Source organism: Pseudomonas brassicacearum, assembly GCF_003732265.1.
Lineage (GTDB): Bacteria > Pseudomonadota > Gammaproteobacteria > Pseudomonadales > Pseudomonadaceae > Aquipseudomonas > Aquipseudomonas brassicacearum_D.
Map to the genome: position 1 here is coordinate 234,929 of NZ_MOBK01000002.1, position 17,213 is coordinate 252,141.

A 17,213-nucleotide genomic window follows, 5' to 3' on the forward strand; every position below is an offset into this window, starting at 1 on the left:
GAGTGAACGGGCGGCATTATGGTCGCCCGATGCCTGCCACTACAACTTGATACGCTCGACTTTGCCCACCAGCAAGATGTAGGAAAGCGCGCCAATCAATGCCAGCACCGAGATGTAGGTAATCGCCGGGGCAAACGAATCACCGGTCGCCAGGAAACCGATGACAATCGGCGTGGTAATCGCCGACAGGTTGCCGATGAAGTTGAACACCCCACCGGTCAGTCCCAGCAAACGCGCGGGTGCCAAGGTTGAAACCAGTGACCAGGTGATCGACGCCAGCCCGTTGCCGAAGAACGCCAGTGCCAGAAAGGCAATCACCAACGGCGTCGACTCGACGAAGTTGGCGCCGATGATCGAGGTGGAAATCAGCAGGCCGCCAATGATCGGCAGCTTGCGAGCGAAACCCACCGTGTAGCCGCGACGGATCAGGAAGTCGGAGAAGAACCCTGAGCACAACACGCCGACGAAGGCCGCGAGAAACGGCAGCGACGCCAGCAGGCCGGACTTGATGAAGTCCATGCCGCGATACTTCACCAGGTAGGTCGGGAACCACGTCAGGAAAAACCACAGCGTCGAATTAAGGCAGAACTGGCCGAGGTAGATGCCCCACAGCTTGCGTTTGGTCAGGACAATGCCGAGGTCGGTCCAGCTGAATTTCGCTTTGACCTTGGCTTGCTCGGCCTGGATATCCACCAACCCGCCGCCCTCGCGGATCAGGTCGATTTCAGCGTCGTTGGCGCCTTTGAAATCCCGGGGCTCGCGGTACACCGCGTACCAGATCACCGCCCACAGAATGCCCACCGCACCGGTGCTGACGAATACCATGTGCCAGCCGAATTCATGCTGAAGCCATGCCAGAACCGGCGTCAGGAAGGCCAGGCCGACAAACTGCCCGGAGGTGTAGAAACCGATGGCCGTGGCGCGTTCGCGTTCGGGGAACCAGGTGGTGACCACGCGGCTGTTGATCGGGTACGCCGGCGCTTCCAGGGCACCGACCGCCATGCGCAAGACGAACAGCGCGATGAAGCTGGCGGCGAAACCGAGCATCACGGTAGCGATCGACCACAGCAGCAAGGCGACGCTGTAGAGGATGCGCGGCGGCACTCGGTCCACCAGCCAGCCACCGGGGATCTGCATGGCGGCGTAGGTCCAGCCGAAGGCCGAGAAGATCAGCCCGACGTGGATCGGATCGATGCCCAGTTCGCTGGTCAGCGCGGGGGCCGCGATGGAGAGGTTGCTGCGGTCCAGGTAGTTGATCACCACGGTGATGAACAGCAGGACCATGATGAAAAATCGCTTGCGACTGGGCGTCACCAACGACGCTTGCCCGGTAAGGGTTTGCGGTTGCATGAGGAGTGCCTCTTCTTATGTTTATTGAGGTCGATGTGAAACTGGGTGAACTCAGATCTCCCTGTCCATGGAGATCAAACTGTGGGAGCCAGCCTGCTGGCGATAGCAGTGTGTCAGTCACCCTAAATGCTGATGTTCCGACCAAATCGCGAGCAGGCTCGCTCCCACAGGGGTTATGTGTTGTTGAGTCGGATAGCTCTCACCACTCAGCAAAACTGCCATCGGCATGGCGCCAGATCGGGTTGCGCCAGCGGTGGCCGACCGCCGCGCGTTCGATCACGTATTCCTCGTTGATCTCGATGCCCAACCCCGGGCCATTCGGAATCTTCACGAAGCCTTTGTCGTAATCAAACACCCGCGGATCTTTCACATAATCGAGCAGGTCGTTGCTCTCGTTGTAGTGGATGCCCAGGCTCTGTTCCTGGATGAACGCGTTGTAGCAAACCGCGTCCAGTTGCAGGCACGCCGCCAGCGCAATCGGCCCCAACGGGCAATGCAGCGCCAGCGCCACGTCGTAGGCTTCGGCCATGTTGGCGATCTTGCGGGTCTCGGTAATACCGCCGGCGTGCGACGCATCCGGCTGGATGATGTCGACGTAACCTTCGCTGAGTACACGCTTGAAATCCCAGCGCGAGAACAGCCGCTCACCGAGGGCAATCGGGGTGCTGGTCAGCGGCGCCAATTCCTTCAGTGCCTCGTAGTTTTCGCTGAGCACCGGCTCTTCGATGAACATCAGTTTGTACGGATCGAGTTCCTTCATCAGCACCTTGGCCATCGGCTTGTGCACCCGTCCATGGAAGTCGACGCCGATGCCGACGTTCGGCCCGACCGCGTCACGCACGGCCGCGACGTTGGCCAGGGCCAGGTCGACTTTCTCGAAGGAGTCGAGGAATTGCAGTTCTTCGGTGCCGTTCATTTTCACCGCCGTGAAACCACGGGAGACCGCTTCTTTCGCCGCACGCGCGGTGTCTGCTGGTCGGTCGCCGCCGATCCACGAATACACACGAATCTTGTCGCGCACCTGGCCACCGAGCAAATCGCTGACCGACACGCCCAGGGCCTTGCCCTTGATGTCCCACAGCGCCTGATCGATACCCGCCAACGCGCTCATGTGGATTGCGCCGCCCCGGTAGAAACCGCCGCGATAAAGCACGGTCCAGATGTCTTCGATGTTGCGTGGGTCTTTGCCGATCAGGTAGTCGGACAATTCTTCAACGGCAGCCGCAACGGTGTGGGCTCGACCTTCAACGACGGGCTCGCCCCAACCGGTCACGCCCTCGTCGGTTTCGACCTTGAGGAAGCACCAGCGCGGCGGAACGATGAAGGTGGTCAGTTTGGTGATTTTCATTGTCTTGTCTCTCTTATTAGAGGCAGCGCTCACAGCGCCAAAAAGTCTTAGCGAAGGGCTTTCCAGGCAGCCACGTAGGCCTTGGCATTGACGGCCACGTCCTCTGGGGTCATTCCCGGTTTGAACAAGCCGGAACCGAGACCGAAACCTTTGACGCCCGCGTCGATAAACACCTGCATGTTGTCCGGCGTGATCCCGCCGACCGGCGCCAGAATGGTTCCGGCCGGCAATACCGCGAGCCAGGCTTTGACGACCGCCGGCCCCATCTGCTCGGCGGGGAACATCTTCAGCACATCCGCGCCTTCGGCCAATGCGGCGAACGCTTCGGTCGGTGTCGCCACTCCCGGCGACAGGAACAACCCCGCCGCTTTCGCTGCGCGCAGCACTTTCGGATCGCTGTGCGGCATGACGATCACCTGGCCGCCAGCGGCTTTCACCTGCTCGACCTGCTCCGGTGTCAGCACCGTGCCGGCGCCAATCAGGCAATCGGCGGGCAAGGTACTGCGCAGGACGCGAATACTTTCGTACGGTTCAGGGGAATTGAGCGGCACTTCAATAACGCGAAATCCGGCGGCGTACAGGACTTCGCCGATGGCTGCCGCTTCTTCCGGGCGCAGGCCACGCAGGATCGCGATCAGGCCGTTTTGCGCCAAGGCGTGTTTGAGCATGTCAGACCTCCAGTCAGGTTTAACGGGATGGGTTGGAAGTGATCAGTCCGGCGGCGAGCGCCAACTGCCACAACCCGCGTTCGGTGGCTTGATCGGCCAGCGTCACCCGGGCAAATCCGCAGGCGTCGAGAGCCCGGCTGTAGCGAGCACAGAGTTGGGCATTACCGATGAGGATGATCGAAGGCAGGTGCACGCGGTTGCGCCGACGCCGCTGGGCCGTCGCCAGCGCCGAGAGCTCATGACCGATCAACAAGCCCGACAAATAATCCGCCTGGGCCGTGGCGCTCAGTTCGCCGGTCAGCCCAAGGCTTCGGGCACTGAACACCGTCGACAGCGGACCGATTTCGCCGTCCGCCGACAAGGCCACTTGCACGCCACGATCAAAGGCCTGGCCATCGAAGGACGCGCCCTGCTGCTGAGTGCGCCCCAGAATGCTGTGTTCGCTGAGTACGGCGAAGATTTCGCCGGTCATGAAGGTATCGAAGTGCACGATGCAGCCGTCGGCCACCTCCACCCATTTCGAATGACTGCCGGGCAGGCCGATCAACAGGTCGTTGCCCGCCTCGCTCGTCAAGGTTTGCAGAACACCCAAGACCTGGGTTTCTTCGCCGCGCATGACATTTGGCAAACGCGACCGCTGAATCACACCCGGCACGATGTGCACATCGACACCGCGAAGGCTGCGTACTGTTTGCAGGGAAGTGCCGAGATTGGCGACGTTCGCCGGCGTATCGCGGTAAGCCGCTTCGCGCCAGCCCTGGGCGCTGCCGACCATGCCGCAGGCAATCACCGGCAATTCCGGCTGCGCGTCGAGCCAGTCACCACACGCCTCATCGAAGGCCAGTTCAAAACCGTCGGCGCATTCCTGACCGTTAATGATTCGCGGCGTCCGCGGCAGCTGCATGATCCCCGACGACAGCGAACGCTGTTCGAGCACCTGGCCACCCGCGGCGAGTTTGTAAGCACGTAATGAGGTTGTCCCCCAATCGAGCGCGATCAATTGCGCCAGCATCGCTTCACCTGTTTTGTTATTGGCAGTGAGTGAGCCGGACTATAAACCCGGAAGCGGGACAATCTCAATATATAAATATCACTCCCACATATCGGGATACGCGCAAAAAAAATCGCAGCTCATGGCTGCGACCTTTTAACCGGCAAGGCTGACGATCAATTGCCCTCGGCAAACTCGCGCAACACCTTCCCATCCATTCGATACCGCACCCACTCTTCCTGCGGCTGCGCACCCAGCGATTTATAAAACTCGATCGCCGGTTTGTTCCAGTCCAGCACGCTCCACTCAAAGCGGCCGCAATCATTGGCGCAGGCGATTTTCGCCAGGTGGCGCAGCAAGGTTTTGCCGGCCCCGCCGCCGCGTTGTTCGGGGGTGATGTAGAGGTCTTCGAGGTACAGGCAGTTGCTGCCGAGCCAGGTGGAATAGCTGAAGAAGAACACCGCGAAGCCGATCGGCAGGCCGTTGCGCAGGCAGATCAGGCCGTGGGCGGTGGCGCCTTCGCTGAACAGGCTGCGCTCGATGTCGGCGACGCTGGCGATGACTTCGTGGCGGGCACGTTCGTAGTCGGCCAGTTCAGTGATGAACCCGAGGATTTGCGGTGCATCGCTGGGGGTCGCCGGGCGGATCTCGATCGTCATGGGGACGTGCCTTCGTCAAAGGTTGAAAACGCCATACTAAGTTGCCACGCTGCGTCCGTCACATGGGAAATTGATCCTGAATCATGGCCCATCACCTGTAGCAGCTGGCGAAGCCTGCGTTCGGCTGCGTAGCAGTCGTGAAACCTGCACACGCGGTTTGCCTGTAACACCGCAGCGTTTGGATTTACGACTGCTTCGCAGCCGAACGCAGGCTTCGCCAGCTGCTACACAGGGTTGTGTGGCGGATGAAAACTTTTTCACTTAACAGGATGTTTATGAACACTGATGCTTTCGCGCCTCTGCACACCCTCGCCGCTGACTTGCTGCCCCATGCGCTGGAACCCTCAGAGGACGGCGCCCATGACCTGTCGCACTTGCAGCGGGTCTGGCACAACGCGCGCACGATTCATACGCAGGAAGGTGGCGATCTTGAGGTGTTGCTCGCGGCGGTGCTTTTGCATGATTGCGTGGCGGTGGAGAAGAACTCGCCGCTGCGTTCGCAGGCATCACGACTGGCCGCCGAAAAGGCGTCTGGCGTGTTGGCCGACCTGAACTGGTCAGGCAGCAAAATCAGCGCAGTGACCCACGCCATCGAAGCTCACAGCTTCTCCGCCAACATTCCCGCGACATCGCTCGAAGCGCAGATCATGCAGGACGCCGACCGCCTCGATTCCCTCGGCCTGCTCGGTGTCGCGCGCACGTTCTACGTTGCCGGGCGCATGGGCAGCGCGTTGTACGACCCGCAGGACCCGCAGGCACAGCGCCGCGACTACGACGACAAACGCTTTTGCCTCGACCATTTCCAGACCAAGCTGCTGCACCTGGCGAACGGTTTCCAGACCCCGACCGGTCGCCACATGGCGCAGATCAGGCATGAGCGCCTGAAGGGTTTCATGGAGCAGTTCAAGGAAGAGATCGGCGTCTGCTGAAGGCGATACTCCGGCGAGCACTGATCCTGAAATCAGTAACCACAGACCTAAAGTCGGCGCCCTCCATGATAGATAGAGGACGCTCACTTCTATCGGGTCAAGGAACCGCGTCATGTCCAGCGCAACACCCCCAGTCTCCAGCCGGTTGTTCGGCCTGTTTTGCCTCGCCAGCTATTTGCTGTCGCTGTCCTATGGCGCAACCTTTTTACTGTCATTGCTGATCGGCTCACGCGGTGGCAATGAACACGATGCCGGCAGTGTGATTTCGGCAGCCATGCTCAGCACCTTTGCGGCGGTGATCGTCTCCGGGCATTTGTCCGACTGGCTCGGTGCTGCGCGGTCGATTGCCTTGTTCGGCGTGTTGCTGGTGGCGGCCAGCCTCGGCTTCGCCCTGACCCCGGGCTTCGGCAACCTGCTGCTGTTTTTCGGACTGTTGCTGGGGCTGGGTTGGGGCGTGTTCTACACCCTCGGGCCGATCATCGTCGCCAGCCTGGTGACGCCGGCCCAGCGCGCCAAATACTTTGCGTTGCTGTCGGGCAGCATGATGACCGGGATCGGCAGCGGCCCCTTGCTGGGGCGTGCCGCCAGTGCCCTCGGCTATCCGGTAACCGCGGCGTTTTACCTCGCCGCGCTGGCCAGCCTGATCGGCGCTTTACTGTTCTGGCGACTGGATGCACACCTCAAGAAAACGCCCGCCACCTCGGTCGCGCGGATTTCCTGGCGCGCAACGGCTCAAGTGCTGTCGTCCCGGGCTGTGTTCCCGATCATCATGGTCGGTCTCGGCGGGTGCGTATTCGGCGGTCTGTCGAGCTTCCAGACCAGTTACGCCGCATCGCGTTCGCTGGATTACTCGCTGTTCTTTTTCGGCTTCATGGGCGCGGCGATCAGCAGCCGCATGCTGATCGCCGGCATCGTGGTCAAGCGTGATCCGCTGCGCGCCTCCTGCCTGTTGTCGGCGCTGATGATGGGCTCGATCGCGCTGTTTGGGTTCGTGGTCGACAGTGGGTTCAGCTATGTTTTGGCGGCGATGATGCTCGGCGTCGGATACGGGCTGACCTATTCAGTGATCAATGGCCTGGCGGCCAACGAAGCGCCCCACGGCACGACCTCGCAAGCCTTGCTGTTGTTCAGTCTCGCCTACTTCATCGGCGTATTTGGTTTCCCCTTGCTGGCGGGGAAAATCATCGTCGAACACGGGATGCCGACGCTGCTGCTGACCGTACTGGCCGTGGCTGTCCTGAACTGGCTGATCACCGTGGGCCGGTTGATCTGGCGTCGGCTTGCGCAGGCTAAAACTGTGCAGCAGGCCTAGACCGTTCGTCGTTCATCAGGCACCAAAGCCAATCGCGGGCAGACCAACAACAGGTAAGGACTCTATTAAACGGAGACGATGCCATGTTCATGTCCAGGTTGACCGCCCTCGCCCTCACCACGCTGCTGTCCTCTGCCGCATTCGCCGCGACACTCGCTGAAGGAACCGGCCCGACCAACCCGGTCGAGGGCCCGAAAGCGCCCGCCATCCAGAGCGCACCCGGCATGAACACCAACGGCTCCAGCATCGATAACAGCCTGCCGCCCTCCACGGGCACTGACCCACGGACTCAAGGCAACGACGCTGGCCGTCAAGGCGGACTGAACCAGCCGGACACCGGCACACCCGATAACGCCGGCAGCGGCATCGGCTCGAAAACCACCACCGGTGGCTCGGGTTCCGAGGGCGGTGCCAATCAATAGCTCGCCGCCGCGAGCAACCTCTCCACAGCCATCAAGAGGTAACCATGAACGACGATAAAAATCTGGAAAAAGAAGTCCTGACCCGACTGCTGCACGCCCACCCAAGCGGCTTGGGCAAGGAGGTCCTGGACAATTATCGCGGGGAGAAAGTCGTGGCCAGCGCCCTCGCCGCCCTGCAGGAGCGTGGGCTGATTCATCACGGGCATGTGACGTGCAATGAGGCGGGTGAGCACTCACTGAACTTGCCGATCAAACTGAGTGCCGCGGGGGTCGAGGCGGCGCGCAGGCTGGATAGCTGAGGATTGTTATTGAATTGACTGGCCCCTTCGCGAGCAAGCCCGCTCCCACATTTGTACGAGTTGTCTGAACTGACTCGGTTAAATGTGGGAGCGGGCTTGCTCGCGAAGACGATAGATCAGGCACCGAAAGTCTTACGGATCAACGCATCCACCTCAGCACTCCCCGGCGAAGTCGCCGGCCCCCACCGAGTAACGGCCAACGCCGCCGCCGCATTCGCCCGCCGCGCGGCTTCGACCGCAGACAACCCGTGCGCCAACCCGGCCACAAACACCCCGGCATGCGCATCACCCGCGCCGTTGCTGTCCACCGCCGTCACCTTGAATCCCGGCACATGCTGGCGCTCGCCACGCTGGCTGATCCAGCACCCTTGCGGGCCATCGCGCACCACCATCAACATCTCGGTGGGCAAGTGATCGACCAAACGATCCAGCGCCTCGGCAATGTCCGATGCACCGGTAAATCGCAGCACCTCGACACTGTTGCTGGTCCAGATATCGATGCGCGCCAGCAAGGCTTGCATCAAGGGCTCATCCGGCGAGTCCACCAGCGGCCCCGGATCGAACATCACGTTGATGCCTTTGGGTAACTCCAACACCCAATCCACCAGCGCCTGCGCCTTGCCGACATGCAGCAGGCTGTAGCCGCTGACGTAGACATAGTCGCCCGCCTCGACCGGCACACTGGCCAGATCGTCTGCGGTCAGTTCGCCTTCGGCGCCGATGTAGGAAATGAAACTGCGTTCGGCCGAGGCATCTGTTACCGCCACGCACAATCCCGTGTCCCGTTCGGCGGGGTGGGCGATGCCGATCCGGATGCCTTCCGCGAGCATTGCCTCACGCGCCAGATCGCCGAAACGCCCGGTGCCATGGCGCCCGAGGTAGACCACGGGCAAGCCATTACGCTGGGCAGCGGCCATCACATTGAAGCCGCCGCCGGCTTCGAAACTGGCGGACTTCGCCAGCACGTCGCCGCCGGTTTGAGGCAATTTATCCACGGCCATGACCAGGTCGATGATGACCTGGCCGGTGTGCAGCAAATTAGGCATGAGCATTCTCGGTCATGGCGGCGCGGCGATCCCTGGCGCCACCGAGTACAAAGTAAATCCCGCCGGCCACCAGGAACGTGACGATCCAGCCCAGGCCGTTGTGGCCCAGCCACGAGTCGGACAGGAAACCACGGAACCACACCGTCTGTTCGGTGGTGCCGATGGTGGTGAAACTGAAGCCCAGCACAATCGCCACCGCCCACGCACCGAATGCACGCCATTCGATACCGCCGCTGTACCAGTAAGCGCTGCTCGGGCTGACGTCCAGCAGGTCTTTGGGGCTGTAGTAATGACGGTGAATCAGGTCGACGACGAAGATCCCGACCCACGCGGTAATCGGCACTGCCAGCAAGGAAATGAAGGTGATGAACGGACCGTAGAAGCTGTCGGCGATCAGCATGAAGTAGATCGAACCGGCGAAGATCGCGACGATATCGACCACCACCGCGTACACACGCTTGACCTTCAAGCCGAGGGTGAGCGTGGTCAGGCCGGCCGAATACACCGACAGGTTATTCGACAGCAGCAGCCCGCCGAATGCGGTGATCAGGTACGGCACGGCCATCCAGGTCGGCAGCATGTCGCGGATCGCGATGATCGGATCAGTGGCAGAAGCCAGATCGTTATTCCCCACCGACAGCAGGCCGCCGAGGGTGATCAGCAACACCAGTGGAATCCCCGCACCGAACGCGGCCGACGCCACGAGGCGCACGGCTTTGACGCTGCGATGCTGATAACGCGACATGTCGGCGCCGGCATTGGCCCAACCAATCCCGGTGCCGGCAGCCATGGTGCCGACGCCAATGATCATCGCGCTCAACGGTGCAGGCGTGGCGTTGAACACGGCGCTCCAGTCGATGGTGGCGCACAGGAAACCGCCGACCACAATGTTCAGCGCGCCGAACACGTAGGTCGCCCACTTCTGAATCACCAGCAGCGTGGCGTGACCGAGGCCGGACACCGACAACGTCAGCAGCACGAAAATCGCGATAAACAGCAATGTCAGGACCGGTGCGCTTTTGGCTTCTACCGGCGAACCGAACAGGATCGAGCACAGCGACAGCAACACGAACGCGGCAGTGGTGGTGTTGACGGTTTCCCAGCCCAGGCGCGACATCAGCGACACCAGGGTCGGGCCGATATTGCCGCGTACGCCGAAGATTGCGCGCGACAGCGTCAGGCTCGGCGCACGGCCACGACGCCCGGCGATGGAGATGATCCCGACCACTGCGAAAGAACCGGCGGCACCGAGGATCGCCACGATGATTGCCTGCCAGATCGCCAGGCCACGAAACGCCACCAGCGTGGCGCCCAGCGGCAGGCCGAGGATGGAAATGTTGGCGGCAAACCAGACCCAGAACAGTTGCAGCGGATGCCCGTTGCACTCCGCCTCCGGTACCGGCTCGATGCCGCGTGTTTCCAGTTGCCCGGCACTTTGCCCGGCGTTTGACGAACTCATGAAAATACTCCTGTTGCCATTTTTGTGGTTGTGGGCAATTGCGGAAGTCGAGACAACATCCCGGCTGTCCTGGCCGTTTTCGTGCTTTCCGTTGCGGGTGAATATTTCAGGTCGGCGGCGCGGCCTTCGCGAGCAAGCCCGCTCCCACAGGAGATCTATGTCGTTCACAGATCCAGTGTGGGAGCGGGCTTGCTCCGGGCGGCGTTCCGACGAAGGCGTCAGCCCAGTCAACGCAAAGCCAGAAGCCCTTGCACCAACGGCTCCAACTCCAGGCCATTCACAGCTTTGACCTTGTCGATCATCGCCACCGGCCAACTCTCAAGGCCCAGGCAGGCCCCCAGCATCGCGCCGAGAATCGCCGCAATCGTATCGGTGTCACCGCCCAATCCGGCAGCCATGCACACCGCTTCGAAGGCACTCATTTCGCCAATGGCTACTTGCTGCGCCAGGGCAAACGAGACCACCACCGATTCCTGCGAGGCCACCGAGGTGCCGATTACGTCGTACATCAGATCCGCCAGCAGCGCCTTGTCGCTGTCGACACTGATGCTGCGCGCCCAGCTGATGCGCGAGGCAATCCGTCCGCCCGCCACCCAGTGACCATGACTTTCGGCCTGTTGCGCGATGTGCTGGCCGAGGTTCAACGCCTCGCCCAAATCCATGCCATTGATCCCGGCGGAAATCACCGCCGCCACCGCCGCCGCGCTGGAGATACCCAGCGTGGTGTTATGGGTGACCTGACAGGCTTGCACCACCGCCTTGATGAAACGCTCAGGGTCGGCGACATCTGCCGCAATGCCAACCGGCGTAATGCGCATCGCCGCGCCATTGGTGGTGCCGTATCGCCCCGCCTGTTCCGGCGAATGCCCGGCGAGGATCATCTCGATCGCCCGTTTGGTCGAAGGCCCGAGCAAGTCCTGCGAGCCCTTGGCCTGCATCTCGGCTTCCCATTCGATCAACCGTTGCGCCAGTACCGACGGATCGATCCAGCCTTCGCCTTCAACCAGCAACTGGCCGACCAGAATCGCCTGTTCGGTGTCGTCGGTGATCGAGCCCTTGGGCATGTTGGCGGCGATCGGTTGATCGGGGCCGGCGTCTTCCAGATCGGTGATTTCACCGAAGCGCGCCTTGATCTCGGCGCGGCTCAGGGATTGGGTCGGCATGCCCAGCGCATCGCCCAGGGCCAGTCCGTAGAACGCGCCCAGGGCACGGTTGAGCGCAGTCATTTCGGGGTTCCAAATTGCAGGTGCAAACGAAAGTGCACAGGATCGAGCAAGCTTTCGACTTGCTCCATGAAGCGGTTTTGCCGGTCGTAGGTGGTCCGCAGCGCCTTGAGGAATACGGTGCCCACCGGACGTCCCAGCAACTCGGCGTCTTCGGCATTCAGGGGTTCGGCGCCGATCCATTGATCGCCGCGCTCACCGATGTAGCCGTAGGCGGCCAGGGTGATGGTCAGCGAATTGTCGATCAGGCCAACGCGCGGCAGGCTTTCCAGGCCGCCGGTCGCGGGCATCAATGAGCGTTCGAGGGAGACCAGCGTGCCGTCGTTGGAGCGGCGACGCCGGTCGAGGGTGATGAACTGGTCGGTACCGAAACGCGGCATCAGGTCCGCACGCGTCACCGCTTCCAGCCGCAGCACTTCGGTGTTGACCAGCGCTCCGCTGTCGGCCAGCGCCTGGGCCCAACCGCTGCGCTGATCGAGCACCACACCGTCGAAGGTGACGATGGAACCGACACCGCTTTGCGTCGCGATGTAGTTGCGTCGCTTCAACTCGGCGAGTGCTTCACGCAGCGTGCCTCGGCTGACTTTGAATTCTTGAGCCAACTGATGCTCGCCCGGCAGCAGAAAGCCGTCCACCATGAGGCCGCTTTCAATGCGCCGGATGAGTTCGTCGACCACCCGTTGTTTCTTGTCAAATCGTACCTGTCTAATCATGTACAAAGTGATAACCGAAACGGGGTTGGGCGAGCAAGGAATATTTAGAGGAACTGACAGAAGGATGGCCGCCGATAGTGACTTCGGCGCGATCTAGTGTGGGAGCGGCGGTGCGACGATTCGACTTGCTCGCGAAGGCGGTGTGTCATTCAGTGATTATGTTGACTGACACACCGCTTTCGCGAGCAAGCCCGCTCCGACATTGAACACAGTGCTTACCTATAGAATTTGTGCAGGTGCAGGCTGGTCAGCGTTGTTTGAGGCGGTCGATGACGACGGCCAACAGCAAGATCGAACCACGAATCACATACTGGTAAAACGTGTCGATGTTCTTCAGGTTCATCGCATTTTCAATAATCGCCAGAATCAACACCCCGGCAATCACATGCCGGATCATGCCGATCCCGCCGCTCAACGACACCCCGCCCAGCACGCAAGCCGAGATCACCGTCAGCTCGAAACCCTGGCCAATCATCGGCTGCCCGGAGGTCATGCGCGACGCCAGGATCACCCCGGCCAACGCGCCAATCACACCATGCACGGCGAAGATGAGGATCTTGGTCCGGTCAACGTTGACCCCGGCCAGCAACGCCGCTTCCTGGTTGCCGCCGATGGCCATGGTGTTGCGCCCGTAGGTGGTGTAGTTCAGCAGCCAGCCGAAAAACAGGAAGCAGACGATGGTGATCAGGATCGGCACCGGCACGCCAAACAACTGGCCGTTACCGAAGACGAAGAACTGCTCTTGCGAGACGCCGACCGCTTTGCCGTTGGCAAAAATGTAAGCCAGACCGCGAACGATCTGCATGGTCGCCAGCGTGGTGATCAACGCGTTGACCCGCAGCTTGGCAATCACGATCCCGTTGATCAGCCCGACAATCAGGCCCATGAACAGCGCTGCCGTCACCCCGAGAAAGACGCTGTCGGTGTCGCGCATCACCACCGCTGCGACCACGCCGGCACAGGCAATCACCGAGCCAACCGACAGGTCAAAGTGCCCGGACGCCAGGCAATACAACATGGTGCACGCCGCAATCCCCGTCGTCGAAATCGCCAACCCGAGGCCGCGCATGTTCAATGGCGAGAGGAAGTTGTCGATCAGCAACGTACAGAGCACGAAGATCCCGACGGCTGCCAGCAGCATCACCCAATCATCGAGAAAGCGCCGCAGGTCCAAGGGTTTGCGCTCGGTAGGCAGCGCGTTGTTTTGGGTTGTCATCATAGTCACCTCTCAGTTCGCCACGCCGTCAGCGCGTTGGCGCGGCAAAGCCAGTTGCAGCAGGTTGGATTCATTGGCCTCGGCGCGAGACAACTCGCCGCGCATCGCGCCTTCGCAGAGCACCAGAATGCGGTCGGAAATACCCATCACTTCCATCAGGTCGCTGGACACCACGATCACCGCGATGCCGCTCTCGGCCAGGTTATGGATGATCTGGTAAATCTCGGCCTTGGCCCCGATGTCGATGCCGCGAGTCGGTTCGTCGAGCAACAGGACTTTCATCGGCATCGACAGCCAGCGACCAAGAATGGCCTTCTGCTGATTGCCGCCGGACAGGTACATGATTTTCTGCTCGGCACTCGGCGTCTTCACCTTCAGCGCCTTGATGTGTTTGTCGGCATTGCCCTTTTCCCACAGGCCACGCAACAGGCAGCCGAAGGTGGAATGCGCGCCGCGTGCGCTGATGTTGATGTTCTCGGCGACACTGGCGAGGGGGATGATGCCCTCCTTCTTGCGGTCCTCGGGACACAGCAGAATCCCGGCCGCAATCGCATCGCGCGGTGAGCGCAGTTTCAGTTCATGGCCGCGTAATTCCAGGCGTCCGGCCGTATTGCGCTCCAAGCCGCTGAGCAGGCGGAACAGCTCGGTGCGCCCGGCACCGACCAGCCCGAACAACCCAAGGATCTCGCCTTTGTGCGCCTCGAAACTCACCGGTTCGCGCAAGCCTGGGCCGAGCAAACCATCGACCTTGAGCGCCACCGCGCCACGTTGTCGAGGGCGGTAATCGTAGATGTCCTGAATGTCGCGACCGACCATGCACGTCACCAACTGGTCGTGAGTCAGCTCGCTCATGTCCTCGAAGGTGCGCACGTAGCGACCGTCCTTGAACACCGTCACCGCGTTGCAGATGCGGAACACTTCTTCCATGCGATGGGAGACGTAGAGCACCACTTTGCCTTCGTCGCGCAGGCGTCCGATGATCGCCATCAAGCGATCGATCTCGCGCGCCGACAGGCTGCTGGTCGGTTCGTCGAACGCAATCACATGGGCGCCTCGGGACAACGCCTTGGCGATTTCCACCAGTTGCCGCTGCCCGAGGGAAAGGCGCCCGACTTTCTCTTGCGGGTCGATTTCATCGGCCAGGCCTTTGAGGCAAGCCAGTGCCTGTTGGCGCAAGGCGCCACGATTGATCAGACCGAAACTGGCCGGCAGGTGCCCGAGAAACAGGTTCTCCGCCACGGTCATTTCCGGCACCAGGTGCAATTCTTGATGGATCACCGCGACGCGGCTGGCGATGCTGTCGGCGGTGGATTTGAACGCCATCGTCTGCTCGCCGATCTGCAGGTCACCACTGCTCGGCGTGTAGGCGCCGCCGAGGATTTTCAGCAGGGTCGATTTGCCGGCGCCGTTCTCGCCCATCAAGGCGTGAACCTGCCCCGGGTGCGCGACGAAGCTGATGCCATCCAGCGCCTTCACGCCGGGAAAGGTCTTGCCGATCCCATTGAAGCGCAGGCTGCCGCCGACGCTGTGCTCATGTGTCTGTACTTGCGCGTGCATAAACCACCTCTTCACAGATCAGGCAGCCCCGTCGCCGGGGCCGCCGTTGAAATCAACCGCGCCTCAGTTCCAGAGGCCGATCTTTTCCAGTTCCTGCTTGAAGTTCTCGCGCGTGATCAGCGTCACGTCGTCCATGGCGGTGAATTTGGGTGGCTCTTTGCCGGTGGTGACCCACTCAAACATCATGCTGGCGGTGTTGTAGCCTTCGATGTGCGGGCTTGGCAGCATCGAGCCAAAGAAGCCGCTATTGGGCTTTTTCAGTTCGCCGATAGCGTCCGTACCGTTAATGCCGATACCGATCACGTTGGCCGCTGCAAATCCGGCGGTTTCGGTAGCGCGCACGCCGCCCAGCACCGTGTTGTCGTTCATGCCGCCGATGATCAGGTTTTTCGCGCCACTGGGCAGTTTCACCAAGGCAGAGTTGGTGGCGTCCATGCTGCCCGGGACGTCGAGGGTTTTCTGCGCCGTGAAGAGAATGTGGTCTTTCGGGAAACCCGCGTCTTCCAGCGCCTTGACCGAACCGTCGGTGCGCTTTTTGCCGGTGTCGAGTTCGTTGAAGGTGTTGATCACCGCGTAGGTGTCTTTCCAGTCCCAACCGCGTTTCTTCGCTTCGGTGGCCATCGCCGCGCCCTGTTTCTGGCCGACTTCAAAGGCGGCCATGCCGAGGTAAGGCACGTCTTCCATGAACTTGCCGTTGGCATCGACAAAACGGTCATCGACCGCCATCACTTTCAAACCGTTGGCCTTGGCCTTGGCCACGATGGCCGGGCCGAGACCGACGTCCGGCGGGCAGATCACAAAACCCTTGGCGCCGTTGGCGGCAAGGCTGTCGATGGCGGAGAGGGTTTTCTCGCCGTCAGGCACGGCGATCTTGATAACGGTGAAGCCCTTGTCTTTACCGGCCTTTTCAGCGAAGGCCCATTCGGTCTGGAACCAGGGCTCTTCCGCTTGCTTGACCAGAAAACCGATTTTCACTTCCTCGGCTGCCAGCAGCGTACTGCTCAGGCTAACCGCGGTGACCGCCAGAGCGGCACAGCACAGAGAACGGATCCCACGACGATTCATAAGCTGACTCCTTGTTATTTTTTTTGAGCGTTATTTGAAAGCCGGTGCAAACATTGAAGCTAATAGTCATATCGTATGATGATTGGCTTTCAGACGGAGTTCCGCGCCTGAAAGCGGTTTTATTCAGTCGTGGTACATCACCGAGCGCCCACCATCGATGGTGATGCACGAAGCATTGATGAACGGTGCTTCATCGCTGGCCAGGAACACGGCGGTCATGGCCACTTCCATCGGCTGACCGATGCGACGCGGCGGATGCAAATCCAGGGCGCGTTGGCGCTCGGCATGCGGGTCGGCAAACCCGTTCCAGTAATCCACGTTCAGTTGGGTTTCGATGTAGCCCGGTGCGATGGCGTTGACGCGAAGGCCTTTGGCCGCGTATTCGATGCCGAGCGCACGGGTCAGGCCGAGCAAACCGTGCTTGGCCACCGGGTACGGAAAGCAGCCCGGAATGATGTGGCTGGAATGGGTCGACGCAATGTTGATGATGCTGCCGATGCCCTGCGCGATCATTTGCGGCAGCACAGCCTTGCAGCCGTACCAGGCGCCGTCGAGGTCGATGGCGAAGCAACGACGCCAGTCTTCTTCGGTCATTTCCAACGGATCGCGGAACACGTTGACCCCGGCGCAGTTGACCAGGACGTCGATGCGGCCATGCAGGTCGATCGCCAGCCTGGCCATGGCGTGCAGGTCTTGCTGGTGCGAGACGTCAGCCTTGATCGCGACCACGTCCGCGCCTTGTTCACGCCAATGCGCCGCGACTTTCTCGACTTTTTCCGCCTGGATATCGCTGATGATCAGCTTGGCCTGCTGGGACGCGAACGTCGCGACGATGGCCTCGCCGATGCCTTGGGCAGCGCCGGTCAGCAACACCACCTTGTTCTTCAGGCGCTCGCCTTTGGGCGGTTCCGGCACCGCTGGCAAAGAAAGAGGTTCAGCCATGAATCAAGACTCCT

At 61.2% G+C, this 17,213-nt stretch carries 17 protein-coding genes; 4 read left to right on the forward strand and 13 right to left on the reverse strand.

Annotated features, from left to right (window positions below; genetic code table 11):
• Positions 1-39: 39 nt before the first annotated feature.
• From BK660_RS07185 to BK660_RS07205, 5 genes are all read right to left on the reverse strand, one after another.
• Positions 40-1,350 carry an MFS transporter gene (locus tag BK660_RS07185; protein ID WP_123432732.1) on the reverse strand — a complete coding sequence of 437 codons (1,311 nt, stop codon included), beginning with the start codon at positions 1,348-1,350 and terminating at the stop codon, positions 40-42.
• Between the two features lie 199 nt (positions 1,351-1,549).
• Positions 1,550-2,698 carry a galactonate dehydratase gene (gene dgoD / locus BK660_RS07190; RefSeq protein ID WP_007903915.1) on the reverse strand — a complete coding sequence of 383 codons (1,149 nt, stop codon included), beginning with the start codon at positions 2,696-2,698 and terminating at the stop codon, positions 1,550-1,552.
• Between the two features lie 47 nt (positions 2,699-2,745).
• Positions 2,746-3,366 (reverse strand): 2-dehydro-3-deoxy-6-phosphogalactonate aldolase, encoded by a 621-nt coding sequence (locus tag BK660_RS07195; protein WP_123432733.1) that lies wholly within the window; start codon positions 3,364-3,366, stop codon positions 2,746-2,748.
• 19 nt (positions 3,367-3,385) lie between these two features.
• Positions 3,386-4,378, reverse strand: a complete 993-nt coding sequence (locus BK660_RS07200) for a 2-dehydro-3-deoxygalactonokinase (RefSeq protein ID WP_123432734.1) — start codon at positions 4,376-4,378, stop codon at positions 3,386-3,388.
• Positions 4,379-4,533: 155 nt separating this feature from the next.
• Positions 4,534-5,016 carry a GNAT family N-acetyltransferase gene (locus BK660_RS07205; protein WP_123432735.1) on the reverse strand — a complete coding sequence of 161 codons (483 nt, stop codon included), beginning with the start codon at positions 5,014-5,016 and terminating at the stop codon, positions 4,534-4,536.
• Positions 5,017-5,291: 275 nt separating this feature from the next.
• Between BK660_RS07205 and BK660_RS07210 the strand changes: the two genes are divergently transcribed.
• From BK660_RS07210 to BK660_RS07225, 4 genes are all read left to right on the forward strand, one after another.
• Complete coding sequence (locus BK660_RS07210; protein WP_123432736.1) at positions 5,292-5,945, forward strand: HD domain-containing protein; 654 nt, start codon at positions 5,292-5,294, stop codon at positions 5,943-5,945.
• A gap of 112 nt (positions 5,946-6,057) precedes the next feature.
• Complete coding sequence (locus tag BK660_RS07215) at positions 6,058-7,257, forward strand: MFS transporter (protein ID WP_123432737.1); 1,200 nt, start codon at positions 6,058-6,060, stop codon at positions 7,255-7,257.
• 83 nt (positions 7,258-7,340) lie between these two features.
• Complete coding sequence (locus BK660_RS07220) at positions 7,341-7,679, forward strand: hypothetical protein (RefSeq protein WP_123432738.1); 339 nt, start codon at positions 7,341-7,343, stop codon at positions 7,677-7,679.
• Between the two features lie 44 nt (positions 7,680-7,723).
• Positions 7,724-7,978 carry a hypothetical protein gene (locus BK660_RS07225; protein WP_123432739.1) on the forward strand — a complete coding sequence of 85 codons (255 nt, stop codon included), beginning with the start codon at positions 7,724-7,726 and terminating at the stop codon, positions 7,976-7,978.
• 116 nt (positions 7,979-8,094) lie between these two features.
• Here BK660_RS07225 and BK660_RS07230 read toward each other — a convergent pair whose 3' ends face one another.
• The 8 genes from BK660_RS07230 to BK660_RS07270 form a co-directional block, all read right to left on the reverse strand.
• On the reverse strand, positions 8,095-9,024 hold the full coding sequence (locus tag BK660_RS07230) for a PfkB family carbohydrate kinase (RefSeq protein WP_123432740.1): 930 nt from the start codon (positions 9,022-9,024) through the stop codon (positions 8,095-8,097).
• On the reverse strand, positions 9,017-10,483 hold the full coding sequence (locus tag BK660_RS07235) for a purine-cytosine permease family protein (RefSeq protein WP_123432741.1): 1,467 nt from the start codon (positions 10,481-10,483) through the stop codon (positions 9,017-9,019). Before BK660_RS07235 ends, BK660_RS07230 begins: the two co-directional genes overlap by 8 nt.
• Before the next feature lie 227 nt (positions 10,484-10,710).
• Positions 10,711-11,709, reverse strand: a complete 999-nt coding sequence (locus BK660_RS07240) for an ADP-ribosylglycohydrolase family protein (RefSeq protein WP_123432742.1) — start codon at positions 11,707-11,709, stop codon at positions 10,711-10,713.
• On the reverse strand, positions 11,706-12,419 hold the full coding sequence (locus BK660_RS07245; protein ID WP_123432743.1) for a GntR family transcriptional regulator: 714 nt from the start codon (positions 12,417-12,419) through the stop codon (positions 11,706-11,708). The genes BK660_RS07240 and BK660_RS07245 overlap by 4 nt, the downstream gene beginning before the upstream one ends.
• Positions 12,420-12,666: 247 nt before the next feature.
• Positions 12,667-13,635: an L-arabinose ABC transporter permease AraH gene (gene araH / locus BK660_RS07255; RefSeq protein WP_027924057.1), complete on the reverse strand. Its 969-nt coding sequence runs from the start codon at positions 13,633-13,635 to the stop codon at positions 12,667-12,669.
• A gap of 12 nt (positions 13,636-13,647) precedes the next feature.
• Positions 13,648-15,192, reverse strand: coding sequence for an L-arabinose ABC transporter ATP-binding protein AraG (gene araG, locus BK660_RS07260; protein ID WP_123432744.1), 1,545 nt, complete (start codon positions 15,190-15,192; stop codon positions 13,648-13,650).
• A 63-nt stretch (positions 15,193-15,255) separates the two neighbouring features.
• The gene (locus BK660_RS07265) at positions 15,256-16,257 is read right to left on the reverse strand and encodes a substrate-binding domain-containing protein (RefSeq protein ID WP_123432745.1); all 1,002 of its coding nucleotides are present in this window, start codon (positions 16,255-16,257) and stop codon (positions 15,256-15,258) included.
• 123 nt (positions 16,258-16,380) lie between these two features.
• A complete protein-coding gene (locus BK660_RS07270) occupies positions 16,381-17,199 on the reverse strand; it encodes an SDR family oxidoreductase (RefSeq protein ID WP_123432746.1) in 819 nt (272 codons plus the stop codon).
• Positions 17,200-17,213 lie beyond the last annotated feature (14 nt).

Excerpts from the sequence above, each read along its gene's own strand:
- BK660_RS07265 (WP_123432745.1), bottom strand. The coding sequence starts at position 16,257 with ATGAATCGTCGTGGGATCCGTTCTCTGTGCTGTGCCGCTCTGGCGGTC.
- BK660_RS07195 (WP_123432733.1), bottom strand. The coding sequence starts at position 3,366 with ATGCTCAAACACGCCTTGGCGCAAAACGGCCTGATCGCGATCCTGCGT.
- BK660_RS07185 (WP_123432732.1), bottom strand. The coding sequence starts at position 1,350 with ATGCAACCGCAAACCCTTACCGGGCAAGCGTCGTTGGTGACGCCCAGT.
- BK660_RS07245 (WP_123432743.1), bottom strand. The coding sequence starts at position 12,419 with ATGATTAGACAGGTACGATTTGACAAGAAACAACGGGTGGTCGACGAA.
- BK660_RS07225 (WP_123432739.1), top strand. The coding sequence starts at position 7,724 with ATGAACGACGATAAAAATCTGGAAAAAGAAGTCCTGACCCGACTGCTG.
- BK660_RS07210 (WP_123432736.1), top strand. The coding sequence starts at position 5,292 with ATGAACACTGATGCTTTCGCGCCTCTGCACACCCTCGCCGCTGACTTG.
- BK660_RS07220 (WP_123432738.1), top strand. The coding sequence starts at position 7,341 with ATGTTCATGTCCAGGTTGACCGCCCTCGCCCTCACCACGCTGCTGTCC.
- dgoD (WP_007903915.1), bottom strand. The coding sequence starts at position 2,698 with ATGAAAATCACCAAACTGACCACCTTCATCGTTCCGCCGCGCTGGTGC.
- BK660_RS07230 (WP_123432740.1), bottom strand. The coding sequence starts at position 9,024 with ATGCCTAATTTGCTGCACACCGGCCAGGTCATCATCGACCTGGTCATG.
- BK660_RS07205 (WP_123432735.1), bottom strand. The coding sequence starts at position 5,016 with ATGACGATCGAGATCCGCCCGGCGACCCCCAGCGATGCACCGCAAATC.
- BK660_RS07215 (WP_123432737.1), top strand. The coding sequence starts at position 6,058 with ATGTCCAGCGCAACACCCCCAGTCTCCAGCCGGTTGTTCGGCCTGTTT.
- BK660_RS07235 (WP_123432741.1), bottom strand. The coding sequence starts at position 10,483 with ATGAGTTCGTCAAACGCCGGGCAAAGTGCCGGGCAACTGGAAACACGC.
- BK660_RS07270 (WP_123432746.1), bottom strand. The coding sequence starts at position 17,199 with ATGGCTGAACCTCTTTCTTTGCCAGCGGTGCCGGAACCGCCCAAAGGC.
- araG (WP_123432744.1), bottom strand. The coding sequence starts at position 15,192 with ATGCACGCGCAAGTACAGACACATGAGCACAGCGTCGGCGGCAGCCTG.
- BK660_RS07200 (WP_123432734.1), bottom strand. The coding sequence starts at position 4,378 with ATGCTGGCGCAATTGATCGCGCTCGATTGGGGGACAACCTCATTACGT.
- BK660_RS07240 (WP_123432742.1), bottom strand. The coding sequence starts at position 11,709 with ATGACTGCGCTCAACCGTGCCCTGGGCGCGTTCTACGGACTGGCCCTG.
- araH (WP_027924057.1), bottom strand. The coding sequence starts at position 13,635 with ATGACAACCCAAAACAACGCGCTGCCTACCGAGCGCAAACCCTTGGAC.